The organism is Lacticaseibacillus boliensis (genome assembly GCF_054784775.1).
On record NZ_BAAIHN010000003.1, the window covers coordinates 83,489 to 102,643 of the forward strand.

General features: G+C 52.0%; 13 protein-coding genes. 9 read left to right on the forward strand and 4 right to left on the reverse strand.

Annotation, left to right across the window (positions count from 1 at the left end):
- The first annotated feature begins 22 nt into the window (after window positions 1-22).
- The 4 genes from ACYVRB_RS02400 to ACYVRB_RS02415 are packed head-to-tail and all read left to right on the forward strand — an operon-like array spanning window position 23 to window position 3,825.
- A complete protein-coding gene (locus tag ACYVRB_RS02400) occupies window positions 23-1,126 on the forward strand; it encodes an ABC transporter ATP-binding protein (protein WP_461213318.1) in 1,104 nt (367 codons plus the stop codon).
- Window positions 1,123-1,941 (forward strand): ABC transporter permease, encoded by an 819-nt coding sequence (locus ACYVRB_RS02405; protein WP_461213319.1) that lies wholly within the window; start codon window positions 1,123-1,125, stop codon window positions 1,939-1,941. The genes ACYVRB_RS02400 and ACYVRB_RS02405 overlap by 4 nt, the downstream gene beginning before the upstream one ends.
- Window positions 1,938-2,768, forward strand: coding sequence for an ABC transporter permease (locus ACYVRB_RS02410; RefSeq protein WP_461213321.1), 831 nt, complete (start codon window positions 1,938-1,940; stop codon window positions 2,766-2,768). The genes ACYVRB_RS02405 and ACYVRB_RS02410 overlap by 4 nt, the downstream gene beginning before the upstream one ends.
- Window positions 2,752-3,825 (forward strand): ABC transporter substrate-binding protein, encoded by a 1,074-nt coding sequence (locus ACYVRB_RS02415; protein WP_461213323.1) that lies wholly within the window; start codon window positions 2,752-2,754, stop codon window positions 3,823-3,825. The genes ACYVRB_RS02410 and ACYVRB_RS02415 overlap by 17 nt, the downstream gene beginning before the upstream one ends.
- Before the next feature lie 167 nt (window positions 3,826-3,992).
- On the opposite strand, the gene ACYVRB_RS02420 is transcribed toward ACYVRB_RS02415, so the two are convergent.
- Complete coding sequence (locus ACYVRB_RS02420; RefSeq protein WP_461213393.1) at window positions 3,993-4,877, reverse strand: tyrosine-type recombinase/integrase; 885 nt, start codon at window positions 4,875-4,877, stop codon at window positions 3,993-3,995.
- 351 nt (window positions 4,878-5,228) lie between these two features.
- Window positions 5,229-5,969: a hypothetical protein gene (locus ACYVRB_RS02425; RefSeq protein ID WP_461213324.1), complete on the reverse strand. Its 741-nt coding sequence runs from the start codon at window positions 5,967-5,969 to the stop codon at window positions 5,229-5,231.
- Window positions 5,970-6,967: 998 nt separating this feature from the next.
- Here ACYVRB_RS02425 and ACYVRB_RS02430 point away from each other — a divergent pair.
- A complete protein-coding gene (locus tag ACYVRB_RS02430) occupies window positions 6,968-8,539 on the forward strand; it encodes a helix-turn-helix domain-containing protein (RefSeq protein ID WP_461213325.1) in 1,572 nt (523 codons plus the stop codon).
- A gap of 59 nt (window positions 8,540-8,598) precedes the next feature.
- Here the strand turns inward: ACYVRB_RS02430 and ACYVRB_RS02435 are convergent, their stop codons facing one another.
- The gene (locus ACYVRB_RS02435) at window positions 8,599-11,364 is read right to left on the reverse strand and encodes a cation-translocating P-type ATPase (protein WP_461213326.1); all 2,766 of its coding nucleotides are present in this window, start codon (window positions 11,362-11,364) and stop codon (window positions 8,599-8,601) included.
- Between the two features lie 212 nt (window positions 11,365-11,576).
- Window positions 11,577-12,998, reverse strand: coding sequence for an aldehyde dehydrogenase family protein (locus tag ACYVRB_RS02440; protein ID WP_461213327.1), 1,422 nt, complete (start codon window positions 12,996-12,998; stop codon window positions 11,577-11,579).
- A 310-nt stretch (window positions 12,999-13,308) separates the two neighbouring features.
- Between ACYVRB_RS02440 and cdaA the strand changes: the two genes are divergently transcribed.
- The 4 genes from cdaA (at window position 13,309) to glmS (ending at window position 18,678) form a co-directional block, all read left to right on the forward strand.
- Window positions 13,309-14,157 carry a diadenylate cyclase CdaA gene (cdaA, locus tag ACYVRB_RS02445; RefSeq protein WP_461213328.1) on the forward strand — a complete coding sequence of 283 codons (849 nt, stop codon included), beginning with the start codon at window positions 13,309-13,311 and terminating at the stop codon, window positions 14,155-14,157.
- Window positions 14,154-15,257 carry a CdaR family protein gene (locus ACYVRB_RS02450; RefSeq protein ID WP_461213329.1) on the forward strand — a complete coding sequence of 368 codons (1,104 nt, stop codon included), beginning with the start codon at window positions 14,154-14,156 and terminating at the stop codon, window positions 15,255-15,257. The genes cdaA and ACYVRB_RS02450 overlap by 4 nt, the downstream gene beginning before the upstream one ends.
- 21 nt (window positions 15,258-15,278) lie before the next feature.
- A complete protein-coding gene (gene glmM, locus ACYVRB_RS02455; protein ID WP_461213330.1) occupies window positions 15,279-16,634 on the forward strand; it encodes a phosphoglucosamine mutase in 1,356 nt (451 codons plus the stop codon).
- 229 nt (window positions 16,635-16,863) lie between these two features.
- On the forward strand, window positions 16,864-18,678 hold the full coding sequence (gene glmS / locus ACYVRB_RS02460; protein WP_461213332.1) for a glutamine--fructose-6-phosphate transaminase (isomerizing): 1,815 nt from the start codon (window positions 16,864-16,866) through the stop codon (window positions 18,676-18,678).
- The last annotated feature ends 477 nt before the right edge of the window (window positions 18,679-19,155 follow it).

Here is a 19,155-nt window from a genome sequence, read left to right on the forward strand (position 1 = left end):
CTAGCTTTTAGGGGGAAACGGATTGAGCAAGACAATTATCGAATTACAACACGTGAGCAAGCGCTATGGCGACACGGTGGTGCTCAAAGACATCAACATCGAAATCGAAGAAGGCAAGTTCTACACGCTGCTAGGCCCGAGTGGTTCAGGGAAAACCACGATCTTGCGGGCGATCGCTGGCTTTTTGGACGTCAGCGAAGGCGACGTTTTGTTTGACGGCAAGCGCATCAACGAGATGCCTGCCAATCAGCGCCCGGTCAACACCGTGTTCCAAGACTACGCACTGTTCCCACACCTGAACGTTTTTGAAAACGTCGCGTACGGTCTGCGGATCCGCAAGACATCGAAAAAAGACGTCGCCACCCGCGTCGAGTCGGCGCTGAAAATGGTGCGGCTGGAAGGTTACGGTGACCGCGAGATCTCCGAGCTTTCCGGTGGCCAACAACAGCGTGTCGCCATCGCCCGGGCGATCGTGCTGGAACCGGCTGTGTTGCTACTGGACGAGCCGCTGTCGGCGCTGGACGCGAAGCTGCGCAAAGACATGCAATACGAACTGCGCGAGTTGCAACAACGGCTGGGTATCACCTTCTTGTTCGTCACCCATGACCAAGAAGAGGCGCTGGCGCTGTCCGATGAGATCTTTGTCATGAACGACGGCGAGGTCCAGCAATCCGGCACGCCGGTGGATATCTACGACGAACCGATCAACCATTTTGTCGCAGACTTCATCGGGGAATCCAACATCGTCGCCGGCCACATGGTCCAAGACTTCTTGGTCGAATTCAACGGCAAGCAGTTCGAGTGTGCCGACGCCGGCATGCGCGCCAACGAACCGGTCGAAGTCGTGTTGCGGCCGGAAGACCTCGACATCACCGCGCCTAACGCCGGCAAGGTCCAGGTAACCGTCGACACCCAGCTTTTCCGCGGTGACTATTACGAAATCGTCGCTTACGATCAGCTGCATAACGAGTGGCTGATCCACTCGACCAATCCCGCAGTCGACGGCGACACCGTCGGGCTGACCTTCGATGCCGAAGACATTCACGTTATGCGGATGAACGAATCTGAAGAAGATTTCGATGCCCGGCTAGAATCTTATGAAGGCACGGAGGAAGACGAATCGTGAAGAAATCAACGACAAGCGTTGCCTTCTATGTCCCGTATATGTTGTGGTTAGGGTTGTTCGTGATCGCGCCGGTGGTGCTGATCGTGTACCAAAGTTTTTTCGACATCAACCACCACTTCACGCTGGCGAATTATCAGAGTTATTTTAGTTCCGGCACTTATATCTTGATGACCTTCAATTCTGTTTGGTACGCGCTGATCATCACGGTGGTGACGCTTCTGATCGCGTATCCCACGGCGTATCTGTTGCATTACACCAAGCACAAGCAGCTGTGGTTGCTGTTGATTATTTTGCCCACTTGGATCAACTTGTTGCTGAAGGCCTACGCGTTCATCGGGATTTTCTCGCAAAACGGTGGGATCAACACCTTTTTGCGGATGGTCGGCATCGGTCCGCAACAGTTCTTGTTCACCGATGCGGCGTTTATCTTTGTTGCCAGTTATATCGAGATCCCGTTCATGATCTTGCCGATCTTCAACGCGATCGAAGAGCTCAACCCGTCGTTTGTCAACGCGTCGCGCGATCTCGGTGCGCGCGGCTGGCAGACGTTTACCAAGGTGATCTGGCCGCTGACGATTTCCGGGGTCAAAGCCGGTGTGCAGGCGGTGTTTATTCCCAGCCTCAGCTTGTTCATGTTGACGCGTCTGATCGGCGGGAACCGGGTGATTACGCTTGGGACTGCGATCGAAGAGCATTTCCTGGTGACGATGAACTGGGGGATGGGCTCGACGATCGGGGTCGTGTTGATCGTGGCGATGTTCATCATCATGTTCTTGACGGGTGAGCGCAAGAAGAAACGGGGGCGGCGCGCATGAAAAAGTTTAAGTGGTCTAACCTGTATCTGATCCTTGTGTTTATCGTGTTGTACGTTCCGATCGGATATCTCATCTTGTACTCGTTTTCCGAAGGCGACGCGATGAATCATTATCACGGCTTTACCTTCGCCCATTATATCGAGCTGTTTGCAGACACGCGCATGATCCAGATTGTCATCGACACCTTGTTGCTGGCGCTGTTGTCTAGTTTGTTGGCGACGGTGATCGGGACGCTGGGGGCCTTGTGGATCCACCGCACGACCAAGCCGCTGGTCAAAAACACCATCTTGAGTCTCAACAACATCTTGATGGTCAGCCCGGATGTCATCATCGGGGCGAGTTTCTTGATCTTCTTCACGGCGTTGAAGCTACCGTTAGGCTTTGGCTCGGTTTTGCTGGCGCACATTGCCTTTTCGATTCCGATCGTGGTGTTGATGGTGTTACCAAAACTCCAAGAAATGCGCCAATCGATGCTCGATGCCGCCCGCGACCTGGGCAGCAGCAACGCCCAGGTGCTCAGCCGGGTCATCATGCCGTTCATCGCCCCAGGGATTTTTTCCGGGTTCTTCATGGCGTTCACCTATTCGCTCGATGATTTTGCCGTGACCTTCTTCGTCACCGGTAACGGGTTTTCGACGCTGGCCGTCGAGATCTACGCCCGCGCGCGCCAAGGCATCAGCCTGGAGATCAACGCCTTGTCTGGCGTCATGTTCTTGTTTGCCTTGCTGCTAGTGGTGGGGTATTACTTCATTCAACAAGGTTCCGTGCGTCGCCAAGCCGTGCACAAAGCCAAGAAGGAGGCGCAGTTCAATGAAGAAGCTCATTAGCCTCGCCGTTGCTATCCTCGCCGTCGTGCTGGGGTTGGCCATGTTATCGACGCACTTGCAAAAATCGCAAGGGGCCACCGGCGACAACACCTTGAACCTGTACAACTGGGGGGATTATATCGACCCGGCGTTGATCAAGAAATTCGAGAAGGAAACCGGCTACCATGTGAACTACGAAACCTTCGACTCCAACGAAGCGATGTTCACCAAGATCCAGCAAGGCGGAACGTCGTATGACTTGACGGTGCCTTCCGAATATATGATCGAGAAGATGAAAAAGGCCCACATGTTGATTCCGCTGGATAAATCCAAGCTGCACGTACTCGACAACATGAGCCCTGACGTGATGAACCGCACCTTTGATCCCGGCAACAAATATTCCCTGCCATATTTCTGGGGTACCTTGGGGATCATCTACAACGACAAGTTTGTCAAAAAAGGTGAGATCCAGCACTGGGATGACCTCTGGCGCCCGCAGTATAAAGACAACATCATGTTGGTCGATTCCGCCCGGGATATCCTCGGCTTCTCGCTGGTTTCCTTGGGCAAGTCGATGAACACCACTGACGCGCCAACGCTGCAAGCCGCCAAAGGCAAGCTCGATGAGCTCGCCCCGAACGTCAAAGCGGTGGTGGCCGATGAGATCAAGATGTACATGGCAGACAACGAAGCCGCCATCGCTGTCGATTGGTCTGGCGAAGCCGCGGATATGATGGCAAACAATTCGCATTTGCACTATGTGGTGCCTTCAGAAGGGTCTAATCTTTGGTTCGACAACATCGTGATTCCAAAGACTGCCAAGCATTTCAAGGCGATCTACGCGTTTTTGAATTTCATCAACGAACCGAAAAACGCCGCGCAAAACGCGGAATACGTCGGTTACTCGACCCCGAACGAAGCGGCGCTGAAGCTGTTGCCGAAGTCGGTGCGAGACGACAAGCAGTTTTATCCAAGCGAAGCCGTCATCAAGCGCTCTGAAGTGTACAAAGATCTCGACCCTGACGTGGTGGGGATGTACAACGATTTGTTCCTCGAATTTAAGATGTACCGGCAGTAGCCGTTTCAAATGATAACAGCCCCCAACCACTGGCAGAGATTGCCGTGGTTGGGGGCTTTTTAGATTGCTAGTTAGTATCTGTTGTTGTCATTCAATAGTTGGTACATTTTTTCGTACCGCCTGGTCATGAATTTTTGGCTTCGTTGAACCCATTGAAGACGCTCAAGCTAGGGGCGAGTATAGTCGGCAGTCATTTGCAGATTCTTGTGTCCAAGGTAGCGCATAACCTCGATATCTGAGGCATTAGTGTTGATCGTTCGAGTTGCAAAATAATGGCGTAGCATGTGAGGACGAAAATACAGTCCTGTTGTTTTGTTAACCAGATCCATCTTATCTTTAAGATATTGTGCTGAGACCCCACGACCAACAGTGTTCATCCATAGCCATGGCTTAGCTTTGGTTTTGGAGCAGACAACGATGTTGTTTATCATGCGCCGATTGTTGCTTGTAAGGATAGCGCGATGTAGATGCTCGACTAGATCTCCTTCAACCCAGAGTGTGCGATAAGATGAATCATTCTTTAGCGGTCCTCCATTTTTGTAATCCTCAGTCCGCTGTAGATCTATCTTGAGTGATGCAATCTCATCGCCGATAACTTCGTTTTGTTGGAAATTGATTGAAGTTGTCCTAAGCCCCAAGACTTCACCACGACGCAATCCAATACTGGCAATGTTGATCATTGCGTAATCGTACCGATTAAACACCTTACTTGCCGCTGTGAACCACTCTTCAAGCTGAGCAGGGGAGATGTCAACCGGCTTTGGTTCCTTCCCGTATTCCATCCGGCCAAGGCGATTCTTCGTGATGACATCTTCGATCTCAGCTGAGTTAAGGCGCGTCATCATGACACGGTGAACAGATCGAATCGTGGTGAATCTGAGATGCTTGCAATCACCTAGGCTATCCAAAAATGCTTGACATTCTGACCGGGTAATTTCAGCCATGCGGCGAGCTCCAAAAACTGGCCTGATGTGGTGATTAAAAATGCTAATCTGAGTTTTATAGGTTACTGGTCGCCAAGCTTCATATTTTAGTTTGCGAGCGCTCATCATGTCGAAGTAATCGCCAAGTTTAACCTTGCGGCCAGACAAGGGATCTAGTGCTCGCTTGGCGAGAGAATCCTCGAACTCCTTTAAGACTTGATTCGCATCATACCAGCTTTTAAATCCCGACTTTGTAAATTCGTCCCTTAATCCTTGACTATCTTTAAATCCGCGGCGCACCCCATAGCGGGTACTTTTTTGTTTCGTAGCTGAATAGCCCGGCGTGACGGGGTACTGGTTTCCATTTTCTCAAAGTTTGTTACCTCCCAAATAGTCAACTTTGGCAGTGATTATTGATATTTTATAAAACATACGTTCGATTTAGTTGTGAAATAAAAGCCCCAAATTAGGGGCTAGAGTTTAATAAACTCGGAACTCTTTATAGTCGGTCAAATGTGATTGTACAACGGCAAGCTTTCCAGATTTAACATCCGTGAACAGGCCATTGGTGAGTGCTTCGTCACTAGCTTTGTTGAGTTCCGATAACGTTGCAAGTGCGAGGTTTTGAATGTGAAGTGCAAGGCCTTTCTTACTATCATCGGTTAGTGCATTTACTTTTGCACCGACTTGCCCTTGAACCTTGTAATCACTACCGCTTTTTGAAACTTTGATGCTGATTACATACGTTGACCAATCGAATGAAGCATTTGGAGTGCCATTTGTAGTTGGCTTCCCATTTGCATCAAGGGTGCCGGCAGCAAAGCCCTGGTCTTGTTTTAAGGATTTTGCGATAGCTGTGTTAATCGGTGCCAGTTTCTGTGCACTGGCTGCAGACTTCTTCTTGCTGGATTGCTTGGCCAAAGTTCCTACTGTGCCGCCTGAAACTTTGCCTTTTTTAAACTCTACCACACCTGATGATACTTTCATGTCAGTTGGCATATAAGTCCACAACGTTTTGGTTTTTGTCTGAGGTGCCCCAATCATTTTTTTGACTTTCTTTTTAGTCATTCCCAGCTTTAGCTTTTTGACATTCTTTTTTGTGTACTTCGTTTTTGCGGCCTGCACTTGTTGTGGTTCAGCAAATGACTGCACAACAGCAACCGATATTCCAATACTCAGTGCAGACGCCAAAGCAATTCCAAATTTCGCCCATTTTCGCATGATTGTTCCCCCTAAACCCCACAGCTTTTTACGTCGATCAGGGTTTGGACGTTGTTGCAGATTGTTTCAAAGGTTATTACGGCCAAATTGCGGCATGATTATCGTTTTCACATGTTGTGATAATATGATTAACTAATAGACAAACTTTCAGTCGACGCCGGTTTAATGTCTTCAATTTATTTCATAACTTGGAAACCCGAGCTATCGTTACTATCGAGAGGAACTGTTACATTCATTTTAGTTATCATCATGAGTTTTCGCAAATTATTTCGAACTATATTACTAAAAATATTCTGCATTACATCAGATATGATATTAATACATTGCTTAGGAATAGGTACACACGTTTGATGACCGAGCGTAAGAATACTGTTAGGTATAGATAAATATGGTAGAGCTTTTGGGTTGTCATGGCCTGAAGACCAAAGAACAAAATCTTGCGCGTTGGCGTCATTGCGACATCGATAAAGCCGATTCAATGCGTGAAAACACTGAGAATATCACAATTCAGGCTGTAATGAAATGAGTTTGCAAGCAATGTTTGACTGGATATTCAGAAATAGGGATGTAATCAGCAATGGTGATGTACTTTTTCAGGGACCTATTTGCAATATGGCCTATATCTACCTCGATGACTCAAAGCGACATGCCATATATGTACCGACAGTGGCTGTTTGGGCGTTATGAAAACGGCCTCGAACAGGATACAAAGGTTTTTCGGACCACAGTTACGACTTTTTGTGAAAGTAGCCGTTTTGGGCGACAGCAGAAGCCGGCAATGATACGGGTTTTCCCGCGTTGTTGCCGGTTTTTTAGGGAATTAGCGGGTTGAAGTCCGACCGTCTGACGATTGATTGGTTTGGTGGTGTGGGCGAATTTACGCATTTTGTAAACACGTCTGACAAAATATTTTTATATATCATGACTTATATCAGCTTTTCATCAATCTATAATTAAAGGGAAGATCATTATAGAAAGGTATGGGGAGAATGGCATTGATGCAGAAGCAACACGGTGACCTCTTTCTTTCTGCCTCGGCGATGGACCGCTTGAACCTTTATAAGACGATTCGCCAGCTTCGGCGCTCTCAGTCATCGGTTAGCGAACGGCTGAGTGCCAGGCAGAACGGTGAACCACTCGTCACAGAGGTGAATTTGCGCCAAATTGCGAGTGCGACGGGACGAAATTACGGCAGTATCTACAATATCTACAATGACTTATTAGTTGTCTTACAAACCATCGTCGGGGACCCACACGCGGAACTCTCGGTTTTGTTCAGCGTGCCAGAAGCTGATCTGCGGTTGCATATGATCGAGCAAACGGCGGTGTATCATTACTTACAAGCGGCCTTGAATGGCAACTATGAGCGCTTTGATGAGTTCGTTGCCACGGAAAAAGTTTCCCGTATGACGATGATGCGCCACCTGCGGCCGATGCGGGAGATGGCGGCGACCTTCGGCGTGCAGATGCAACCAGAAGCGCTGTCGTTTGCCGGCGAAGAGCGGCATCTGCGGCTGTTTGTAATGACGATGTTTTGGCACGCCACTGGTGGCACGGCTTGGCCGTTTACGCAATTGGATCATGACAGTGCCGGGCGGTTAGTTGATACGCTGTACACCGCGTTGGACTGCCAACCGAGCAATCCGGTCGCTCGTGAGCTGTCGATGTATTACTTGGCGGTGGCGACTTGGCGGATCAAAGACGGCCACTTGTTGAACTTCCGTCACGAAGACAATGTGATCGACTACCCGCTGCCTAATCTCGATTTGGCGCTGGGTCGTGGGCGCTTCAAAGATTTCGTGTTGCCACCGATGACGCGTCAGCAGCTGATGGGTGAAACCGAGTTTGGCTTTTTCTTGATGAATTTTGCACCGGTTTATCTGGTTGCTAATGACGAAGCGATGACGGCGACCATCGATCGTTATCGCCGGTATGCACCGGCGGTTTATCGGTTGGTGACGAATTTCGTGCAGATCTTTCCGGCATGGTCGCCGACGCTCAGTGATGACGACAGGCAGTTGTTGATGGTTAACCTGTTGGCGGTGACCTGCAGCGTTTTGACACTTGGCGAAGACTTCAACCAGCTCGTTGCGTACACCTTCAACCACGGCCTGCAACTGCAAGGCGACGACCCGCATTATGAGCGGATGGTGCGCCAGACGCTGACGCAAGTCGTGTTGTCGAAGCATCTCGAAGGATACATCGACTGGATCGATGTATTGACACACAACTATTATCGCAACCTTTATCAACTACGCGCGTTGTTTCATCCCCAGCGGACACTGCGCGTGGCGTTGGTGTTGGAACAGACGTCGCTGGAGTATGTTGATTTGATCGCGATGCTTCGCCAACAGGCATTCGTGGAGTTGTTACCAAGCGCCGATCAAATGCTCGATGCTGATCTGGTCATCCAAAGCGCGGCACTACCGCTGGAGTTGCCGGCAGGGGTCCCGGTGTTTCACTGGGAGCCGAATGCTTCTGCAGATCATTTTGGCGAACTGTTTGCGGTGTTGATCGCCTTGTGGCGGGAGAAGCGTGCCGGCAGTGAGGCCAAGCAGCGCCGCGCCTGAGTTAACCTACAAAAAAGCTCGATGTGCCCTGAATTCAAGGGACATCGAGCTTTTTGATGTTATGCCCGCCAGCGCAGGAACGTCTTGCGTGCTTCTTCGATCAAGAATACCGGGATCGGAATGGCGGCAAGTAAGAGCCAGTCGGTTGCTTTAAGCGTCGTGGTGTTGAACAGCCCTTGGAACAGCGGCACCGTCGTCAGTAGCACCAACAGCAAGATTTCAAAGACGATGCCATACCAGATACGCCGGTTTGAAAAGAGGCCCGCCTTGAAAACGGAGATGGTTTGCGTCCGGCAGTTCAGCGCGTTGGCGATCTGGAAGAACACGATCGCGCCGAGCACCATGGTGGTGGCGCGGGCATAGCCGGTGCCGCTAGCAAGCAGCGCGACGTGTGGCCAGCCGTGTTGCCAGTTGACGAAAAAGTATGCGCCGGTCGAGATCAGACTGGCGAGCAGGCCGTACCAGGCAAACGCCTTGATCGTGACGGCACGGTTGAGCAGGTGCGCGTTGCGCTTGCGCGGCGGCTGTTGCATGACGCCAGGTTCTGCGCGCTCGGCCCCGAGCCCCAGCGCCGGCAACATGTCGGTGCCCAGATCGACGGTGAGGATCTGCATGACGGTCATAGGCAGCGGAATGAGGCCGCGTGACAACAGGAACAAGACGCTTGGGATCGCCTCGGGCACGTTGGAGGTCAGGATGTAGGTCAAAAACTTCCGCAAGTTTGCGTACACGGTGCGGCCTTCTTCGATGGCGGCGACGATTGATGCGAAGTTGTCGTCGGTCAAGATCATATCCGCAGCGTCTTTGGCGACGTCGGTGCCGGTGACACCCATCGCGACGCCGATGTCGGCTTTCTTCAACGCCGGCGCGTCGTTGACGCCGTCGCCGGTAGACGCGACGATCTCACCGTTTTTCTGCAGGGTCGAGACGATCTTGTATTTTTGCTCTGGCGCGACTCTGGCAAAAATAATCTCGCCGCGCAGCGCGTCTTGCAGCTGGGCTTCGTTCATGGCGTCGAGTTCCGTACCGGTGACGACGCGCGCTTTATCGCTGGTCAGCCCGATCTTGACGGCGATGGACTTAGCGGTGATGGTCGAGTCGCCGGTCACCATGATGATCTTGATGTTGGCGTTGTGGCATTTTTGCACGGCGTCGTAAATTTCAGGCCGCGGCGGGTCGGACATGATCGCCAGTCCCACAAACACGAGCGAAACTTCGGTGTTGGCGATCGTCAACGCGTCGAGCTGCGCTTGCGGATCGGCTTCTTGCGGCAGTAGCCGGTAAGCGATCGCGAGGCTGCGCAGGCCGCTTGAGGCGTAGTCGCGATTGGCGGCGTTGATCTGGTCGATATCTTCTTGGGTGAGGGCACGGATCTCGCCGTTGACCTGGATCCGGTCACACTGCGGCAACAGGTCGGACAAGGAGCCTTTGACACAGGCGCTGATCGTCTCGGGGTTATGTTGGTGGAGCGTGCACATCCGCTTGCGTTCTGAATCAAAAGGAAAAGTCTTCAGCCGCGGGGTGGCTTGTTCGAGCTGGTTGGGATCGACGCCGGCTTTTTGCGCCATAATCACCAGCGCCGCTTCAGTCGGGGTGCCCAGCAGTTTAGGCTTGCCGGCCTCTGGGTCGGGTTGGATGCGCGTGTCGTTGTTTAGCGCCGCGATCTTGATCAGCGTATTTAAATCGGGCTGGGTCGCGAGGTCTGCCGGCTTGTTGTGACATTCGATGCGGCCGTTGTTGACATAGCCTTGGCCGGTGACGTCGAAGGTGTTGGCCAGCGTCCAGATGTGGTTGACCGTCATCTGGTTTTGCGTCAGCGTCCCGGTTTTATCCGAACAGATGACGGTGGTTTCACCCAGTGTTTCCACCGAGTTCAGGTCTTTGACCAGCGCGTGTTTTTTGGCCATGCGCTGCACGCCGTTGGCCAACGACAACGTTACCGTTGGCAGCAGGCCTTCGGGGATGAACGCGACAATCATCCCTAAAGCGAAGATGAAGGATTTGGCCGGTGGATAATGGACGAAGAAAATCGCCGCGATGAAAAAGGCGACCCCGATGCCGATGGCGATCAACGAGATCTGTTTAGTAAGGCGGTCGAGCTCTTTTTGTAGCGGGCTTTGCGCCTTGGTTTGTTGTTGAGTCAGCTTGGCGATCTTACCAAACTCGGTGTTCATGCCGGTGGCGTAACAAACCGCCAAGGCCGTGCCGGCGCCCACGGTGGTGCCGGCATACACGAGGTTGGATTCGGCAAACTCGCCTTCGCCAGGGGTGAATTTAACCGTTTTGGATTCTGGAACCGACTCGCCGGTCAAAGCGCTTTGGTCGACTTGGACGCTGGCGGCTTCGATCAGCCGAGCATCGACGGGAATGGCATTGCCGGCTTGCAACGCGAAGACGTCACCGGGAACCAACGCGTCGGCGTTGACTTGCTGGCGCTTGCCGTTGCGGTATACCTGCGTGTAAGTTGGCAGCATCGCCATTAAGGCATCGGTCGCTTTTTTTGCCTGGTGTTCTTGCCAGAAGGAGAAGCAGCCATTGATCACATTGACCAGCCAGATCGCGATGCCTAGTTCGACCGTACCAGAGAAAATGGCGACGAAGCCGGAAATCCACAGTAATATCGCCATCAGACTGATGAAATTCTTACCAAATACCCGCCACTGCGATTCTCCCTTGGCAGCGGTGATGGTGTTGGGACCATATTCGGTCAGTCTCGCGGCGGCTTCATGATCTGAAAGCCCGGCTTTGCTGGTTTTGAGTTGCTTCAGGACCTGCGCCGGGGTCGCCTGGGCGATCTGGGCGCGCTGATCAGCGGTTAATTTCACAATATCACGATCCTTTCTGTAATCCTTCCCATCCATAGTTTAACGCTTTGCCCCTTCGAGAAACCACTTTCATTCAAAACCTTTTTCCGGTAAATGAGGGGTGCTCGTGGGCGCCATAAGGGTGAACGAAAAAGAGATAACGCCAGCAATCTGTGCAGTCCAAAGCGGGCTGTTGCAGATGGTTGACGTTATCTCTTTAAGCATCGAAAGGCTTATTGCTGAGCGTGGATCAGGTCGCGGAGTTCACCAATCAAGTCGTTGGGATGCCGGGTGGCTTCAGCGACCACTTTGATGTTAAGTAGATCCATCGCGGTGAGGTTGTGGGAGATCGAGTTCTTCCCGTAAGAACCTGTGCCCAGGGTCAAAGACGGGGCGAGCTTGTTGAACAAGCCACCGATGCCACCGAGGCTGGCAGGTGTGTTGACGAGGATCCGGCAGGCCGGCATCGCGGCCCCGAAGGCATCTGCCACGGCGTCGTCTTGGGTGTGGATGGCTGCCGTGTGACCTAAGCCGCCGTAGTCGAGCAGCGCACGGCAAAGTGCAAAAGCACTGGTATGGTCGTTGGCGACGTACAGCGATAACACAGGGCAGAGTTTCTCGCCGCTGAGCAAGAAGTTCGGGCCGATGCCGTCGAGCTTGGCGATCAACAGTTGTGTGTTTTTGGGCACCTTGATGCCCGCCAGCTTGGCGATGTGTTGCGCAGATTGCCCGGCGATCGGGCCGGCGACGGTGTGGCGCTTCGGGTCGATGACAGTCTCGGCTAGTTTGGCCACGTCTTCATCAGGTACGAAGTAGGCGCCGTGGCGCTCGAAGCGATCACGGACGGCCTGATAGATCGCGCGATCGATCACGACACTGTTTTCAGACGCGCAGATCATCGAGTTATCAAACGATTTGCTGAGCATGATATCTTCAACTGCGGCTTCGACATCAGCGGTGGCTTCAATATAAGCCGGCGCGTTGCCGGGGCCGACGCCCAGTGCGGGTTTGCCAGTGGAGTAGGCCGCCTTGACCATACCGGGACCGCCGGTGGCGAGTACTAAGGCGACGTCTGGATGGTTCATCAAAGCGTCAGTGGCTTCGATGCTTGGTTGGTGAATGTATTGGATCAGACCTGCAGGGGCCCCGGCGGCAGTCGCGGCATCAGCCAAGACTTTGCAGGTGGCGGCGCCACATTGTTGCGCTTGCGGATGCAAGCCGAAGATGATGGCGTTGCGGGTCTTCAACGCCATCAGCGCTTTAAAAATAACCGTTGAGGTGGGGTTGGTGACCGGCGTGACGCCGGCAAGAATGCCTAAAGGTTCAGCGTATTTCTTCAAGTGGTTCGCGCGGTCTTCATGGATCAAGCCGACGGTGCGTTGATCTTTCATCGATTGCCAGATGTATTGGCTGGCGTAGATGTTTTTGATCGCCTTGTCTTCGGCTTTGCCGCGGCCGGTTTCTTTCCAGGCCAAGAAGGCGAGGGCTTTGGCGTGCTTGAGTGCAGCGGTGACGACGGCTTCGCAGACGGCATCGACTTGGGCTTGGTCGAATTGCTGATAGGCTGTAAACGCCGTTTGGGCGGTGGCGGTCAATTCGTTAATGGCGGCAGTGACTTGGATTTCGGGACGCATGACAGTGATTGATTGGGACATTTGCTCAGCTCCTAATTGGAATTTTAACGTTATCCTAAACGTCAATAACCGACTTGTAAATAGCATGAAAACGCGCCGTAACAGGACATCTGTGTTGTGATGGCAACCGGTATCCTAATTGGCAAAGGCCGCTACTTTCAACGAGTTTGTGACGTTAATCACGGATACGTACTGAAGGTGGTTGCGCTTACGAAAAACAGCCGTTAATACAGAACTTTTTTTGTACCATAACAGTGCGAATACTCGTGCCTTCGTGTGCATCGCAATCGTGGTATAATGGGTCGTAAAACTGAACTGGGGAGGACGTGTCATGCAGACATTTTTCGCACATCTGTTGACGTGGTCGACGGTGGCTAACGTCATCGATGTGGCTGTCGTATGGTATGCACTATATCGTCTGATCATGTTGATTCGCGGTACCAAAGCGGTACAACTGCTCAAAGGCGTATTTGTGATTGCGATCATCAAGATCGTGTCGTGGTACCTGCAACTCAAAACGGTCGGCTACGTTACCGACATGGTTATCACTTGGTCGGTGCCAGCGTTAGTCATCATCTTCCAACCTGAGATTCGGCGTGGCCTCGAACATATCGGACGTGGCTCGGTGGTGTCGTGGACCCACCAAAATCAACACGAAGAAGAACAACGGATGGTCAACCAACTCGATAAGGCCATTCAATATATGAGTAAGCGACGGATCGGGGCGTTGATCACGATTCAACAAAACACCGGTTTGGAAGACTACATCGAAACGGGGATTCCGATCGATGCTGATATTTCTGGGGAGTTGTTGATCAACATCTTCATTCCCAACACACCACTGCATGACGGTGCTGTCATCATCCGAGATAATCGGATCGCGGTGGCGGCGGCCTATTTGCCGCTTTCTGAATCCAGCGCCATTCCCAAGGAGCTGGGCACTCGCCATCGCGCGGCGGTGGGTATCAGTGAAGTGACCGATGCCCTGACAATCGTCATCTCCGAAGAAACTGGCGGTGTGACGGTCACCAACAACAACCATCTGATCCGCGACCTGTCGCGTGATGACTATCTGAAGTTGTTGACAGCCCAGCTGGTGCCAACCGAAGAAGCCCATCCGCAGAATCCGGTGGTAGCATGGGTGTCTCGCCTGCTGAATAAAAAGGGGGCGAAGCGATGAAGTTCAATGATTTTTGGGAGAGCAAGTGGGCTTATCGCCTGTTGGCCTTGCTGTTGGCTATCGGGTTATTTGCCTACGTGAACGTCGAAAACATCAACAACACGCGCCAAAATCCCAAAACAGACAATGCCATCACTGCCACGGCCAAACGGACGATGAATGTGCCCTTGCAACTCAATGTCGATTCGGATAAGTATTTCGTCACCGGCTATCCTGAAAAAGTCGATGTGACGATCGAAGGGGCTGCGAGTCTGGTGACAGTGACTGCTAATACCCAAAACTTCCGGGTCATCGCGGACCTCGACCAGCTTGGCGTCGGTAAACATACCGTCAAGTTGACCGAAAGTGGCATCAATAAAGAGCTGACGTATAAGATCAAGCCGGCAACGGTCACGGTCAACATCCAAAGGCGTAAGACACGGCGCCTACCGATCCAAGTCAAATATAATCATGACAGCCTCGCGCCTGGCTATTCTGTTGGTACCGAGAAGCTCAACAGTGAAACTGCTGAGATTACCGGTGCTCGAAGTGAAGTCGATCGGGTTTATCAAGTGGTTGCCAATGTGGTCTTGAAGCGCAACACGAAATCTGACGTTAGTCAAGAAGTCATCTTGCAAGCGCTCGACGAAGATGGTAATACTGTTAACGTTGTCGTTTCACCGGAAACGGTGCACGTGACCTTGCCGATCAGCATTCCCAGCAAGCAAGTCTCGCTGAAGGTGACCCCGACAGGTACGGCTCCGGCAGGTAAAACCGTCAGTGTCTCGACGAAAACCAATGCGGTGCGTATCTATGGCGCACGTTCTGCCGTTGATGCGATTGATACGCTCAGCGTGCCAGTCGACATCAGCTCGGTGACGAAAGATCAATCACAGACATTATCGTTGGCGAAGCTTTTCCCTAACCTGACCAGTGTCTCGCCCGCGACGATCAGCGTTGATTACAAGGTCACGACGGAAACTTCTGGCGCCACAAGCGTTTCATCAACTTCGAGTAGTAGTCGTGCAAGTAGCGACAAGTCTAGTAGTAAGAGTAGCAGTAGTGCCAGTTCCGCTAGCGATGCATCGAGCAATAGTAACGCCAGCAGCAATAATGACTAAAAGGAAATGAGGAATTTAACGATGACGAAGTATTTTGGGACCGATGGTGTTCGCGGGATCGCTAACCAAGAGTTGAGCCCGGAGCTTGCTTTTCGCCTAGGACGTTGCGGCGGGTATGTGCTGACGCAACACAACCAAGACACGAGTAAAAAGCCCAAGGTTTTGGTGGCAAGAGACACTCGTGCCAGTGGCGAAATGTTGGCTTCTGCATTGACGGCAGGCCTGTTGTCTGTGGGCATCGAGGTGCTGAATTTAGGTGTGATCACCACGCCGGCCGTGGCATATCTGATTCGGGTGCAAAGCGCCAGTGCTGGGATTCAGATCTCGGCTTCGCATAATCCTGCAGAAGACAACGGTATCAAGTTCTTCGGCCCAGACGGGTTCAAACTTTCTGATGAGACTGAAGAAGAGATCGAAGCCTTGCTGGATGCGCCAGAAGACACGCTGCCACGGCCTGCCGCTGAGGGACTTGGCAGTGTCGCTGATTATCCAGAAGGGGCCTTGAAGTACACGCAGTTTCTCGAACAGACTTTGTCTGAAGACCTGACTGGCATCCATGTCTGCCTTGACGCTGCCAACGGTGCTACAAGCGGTCTGGTATCACGGCTGTTTGCTGACCTGGACACCCAGTTCGACACGATGGCGACCAAGCCCGATGGCATCAACATCAACAAAGGTGTTGGTTCGACGCATCCTGAAGCACTCGCGAAGTTTGTGGTTGCTCAAGGTGCGCAAGTAGGGTTGGCATTTGACGGTGATGGTGATCGGTGTATTGCCGTGGACGAAAAAGGTCAAATTGTCGACGGTGATAAGATCATGTTCATCTTAGGTAGCTACATGAAGAGCCAAGGCCGGCTCAAACAAGATACTGTTGTGACGACGGTGATGTCTAATCTTGGGATGTACAAGGCGCTGGAAGCTAACGGGATGCGCTCTGTGCAAACCGCTGTCGGTGATCGTCATGTCTCAGAAGAGATGCGCGCACATAACTACAATATTGGTGGGGAACAAAGTGGCCATGTGATTTTGTCCGATTACCACAACACTGGAGATGGGATGTTGACAGGCATCCAGCTGTTGCACGTCATGAAGAAAACCGGCAAGACACTTTCTGAACTGGCTTCGCCGGTGACGACATATCCACAAAAATTGGTCAACGTTAAGGTAAAAGACAAGAACAACTGGGAACAATATCCTGAAATCAAAGACGCGATTGCTACTGTCGAAGCCAAGATGAGCGGCGACGGGCGCGTGCTCGTGCGACCTAGCGGGACGGAAGCTCTGCTGCGGGTGATGGCCGAAGCCAAGACCCAAGAATTGGTCAACGACTATGTGGATGAGATCGTGGCTGTGGTGGAACAACAAATGGGTGAATAATCCCGGAATCAGGATCGGCGCAAGCCGGTCCTTTTTTCGTACCGCGATTGTAAGCGGTTTAGCCAAAAATAGCCTATACCAATTTTATAAAGAATTCCTATACCAATTTCATAAACTATTGACATAAGTGCCTTGTGGCAGTATAGTTAGTCACATCATCAAGTTAACCAATATTGAAAAATGACCTATTCCAATTTTTGAAATAGGGGAAGATGAGGGATGTTGAACTATGTGTGGAATTGTTGGCGTTATCGGTAAAGAAGACACAACGCAGGTCTTGTTAGAAGGCCTAGACAGGCTTGAATATCGCGGCTATGATTCAGCGGGGATCTATGTCAATGACCAAAATGGCCATGACTATCTGGTAAAACGTGTCGGTCGCATTCAGGCGTTAAAAGACGCTATTGGCCCCGAAGTGCAAGGTACGATTGGAATCGGGCATACGCGCTGGGCAACTAACGGTGCGCCAACTGTTGCCAACGCGCATCCACATGTTTCCAACGATGGCCGGTTCTATCTTGTGCACAATGGTGTCATCACCAATGCCCAAGCCCTCCGGCAACAATATTTGAGTGACGTCGAGATGCACTCTGGCACCGACACCGAAGTCGTTGTGCAACTGATCGCGTTGTTTGCGCGTGAAGACGGGCTGACTGCCAAGGAAGCATTGCGCAAGACGTTGCGTTTGGTTGAAGGTTCCTACGCCTTTTCCCTTGTCGATCGTGACCATCCTGATGCTTTGTATGTCGCTAAAAACAAGAGTCCACTATTGATTGGCCGTGGTGACGGCTTTAACGTGGTGGCTTCTGATGCCTTGGCGATGATCAATCAAACTGATCAGTTCGTCGAACTCAAAGACGAAGAAATCGTTACTTTGACCAAAGATGCAATTGCCATCGAGACGCTGGCTGGTGTGGCGATCAGCCGCGATGCGTTCACCGTCAAGATCGATGACGCAGACATGGGCAAAGGTCCTTATCCGTTTTACATGCTCAAAGAAGTCAACGAACAGCCGGTCGTGATGCGCCGCTTGGTTCAAAAATACACCGACGGCCAAGGTCACGTTCAGATCGATGCCAACTTATTGACGACCTTGCAACAGGCGGATCGTCTGTATATCGTTGCCGCGGGCACGTCTTACCATGCCGGATTAGTCGGCAAACCGCTGTTCGAACAACTAGCAGGATTGCCGACTGAAGTTGCGTTGGCCAGCGAGTTTGGCTATCACATGCCCCTGTTGTCCAAGCACCCTGTGTTTGTTTTCTTGAGTCAAAGTGGGGAAACCGCCGACAGTCGGCAGGTATTAGTGAAAGTCAAGAAGCTTGGCTATCCGACAATCACAATCACTAACGTTGGGTCGTCAACCCTGGCTCGGGAATCTGACTTCGCCTTGGAGCTGTTTGCCGGCCCTGAAATCGCGGTGGCATCAACTAAGGCTTATACCGCCCAGATCGGGGTGGAGGCCTTGGTTGCCACGGCGCTTGGCCGCAAGCTGGCACTACCAGCTGCTGAAACCTTCGACGTCGCCCATCAGCTTGGTCTGGCCGCTACCGGTCAACAAGCGCTGATCGATCAAAAAGATCGGTTGCATGATCTCGCCACGTCAATGTTTGCCACGACCCGCAACGCCTTCTTCATTGGTCGCGGTACCGATTACTTCGTCAGCTTGGAAGCGGCACTGAAGCTCAAGGAAATCTCGTATGTTCAAGCTGAAGGCTTTGCTGCCGGTGAGTTGAAGCATGGCACAATCGCCTTGATCGAAGACAGCACGCCGGTCGTGGCGTTTATCACCGATCCCGTGACCGCCGACCACACTCGCAGCAACGCGGATGAAGTCGCCGCTCGCGGCGGCAAGGTGCTCCACATCGCCAGCCAGAGCCAGGCAAAGCCAGACGATGAACTTGTCGTGGCTGATGTTGACCCGCTATTGTCACCATTGTTGACAATCATCCCAGGGCAACTGTTGGCCTACTACACTAGTTTCGATCGCGGTTACGATGTCGACAAGCCGCGCAACCTTGCCAAGTCTGTCACTGTTGAATAACATCAATTCTAAGCATCTCGACTTTAACGCCGAGGTGCTTTTTTGCTGTTGAAAATAATGTCGAAGCTGTCCGGCAGCGTAAGTGGGTCGTTGGTAGTAGACTAATAAGCTGACGGTTGTGGGCGAAAGCGACTCCAGCAGGTTTCAATCTTTCGTGGAGAGGGTGCTCGGCAAGCTAACTTGGCCGTTTCGGCCAAGTGGATCTTCACCTGCGCCTTGCTGTAAGCGACAAGTCGCTAACAGTAATCTCACCACGTCAGATTGACCTGCTTCCGTCACTTTCGCCCATACCCTAGGAGTCTGCGTATCTGGATAGCTTGATGTCATGGCCAATCGGGTTAACTCGTTAGTCACCACTAAGCCATTTCTACTCTCATAGAAATTGCCACTTCTGGGGATGACGGACGCTAACGTCAGGGTTTGGTGGGTGGAGGCCCGAGATGGCTCCTGAGCGCCTCGCACCGTTCCAGCCATCTC

Bases quoted from the DNA above. Each gene is read 5' to 3' on its own strand.
- ACYVRB_RS02410 (WP_461213321.1), top strand. From the start codon at position 1,938: ATGAAAAAGTTTAAGTGGTCTAACCTGTATCTGATCCTTGTGTTTATC.
- ACYVRB_RS02415 (WP_461213323.1), top strand. From the start codon at position 2,752: ATGAAGAAGCTCATTAGCCTCGCCGTTGCTATCCTCGCCGTCGTGCTG.
- ACYVRB_RS02420 (WP_461213393.1), bottom strand. From the start codon at position 4,877: ATGATGAGCGCTCGCAAACTAAAATATGAAGCTTGGCGACCAGTAACC.
- ACYVRB_RS02425 (WP_461213324.1), bottom strand. From the start codon at position 5,969: ATGCGAAAATGGGCGAAATTTGGAATTGCTTTGGCGTCTGCACTGAGT.
- ACYVRB_RS02430 (WP_461213325.1), top strand. From the start codon at position 6,968: ATGCAGAAGCAACACGGTGACCTCTTTCTTTCTGCCTCGGCGATGGAC.
- ACYVRB_RS02440 (WP_461213327.1), bottom strand. From the start codon at position 12,998: ATGTCCCAATCAATCACTGTCATGCGTCCCGAAATCCAAGTCACTGCC.
- cdaA (WP_461213328.1), top strand. From the start codon at position 13,309: ATGCAGACATTTTTCGCACATCTGTTGACGTGGTCGACGGTGGCTAAC.
- ACYVRB_RS02450 (WP_461213329.1), top strand. From the start codon at position 14,154: ATGAAGTTCAATGATTTTTGGGAGAGCAAGTGGGCTTATCGCCTGTTG.
- glmM (WP_461213330.1), top strand. From the start codon at position 15,279: ATGACGAAGTATTTTGGGACCGATGGTGTTCGCGGGATCGCTAACCAA.
- glmS (WP_461213332.1), top strand. From the start codon at position 16,864: ATGTGTGGAATTGTTGGCGTTATCGGTAAAGAAGACACAACGCAGGTC.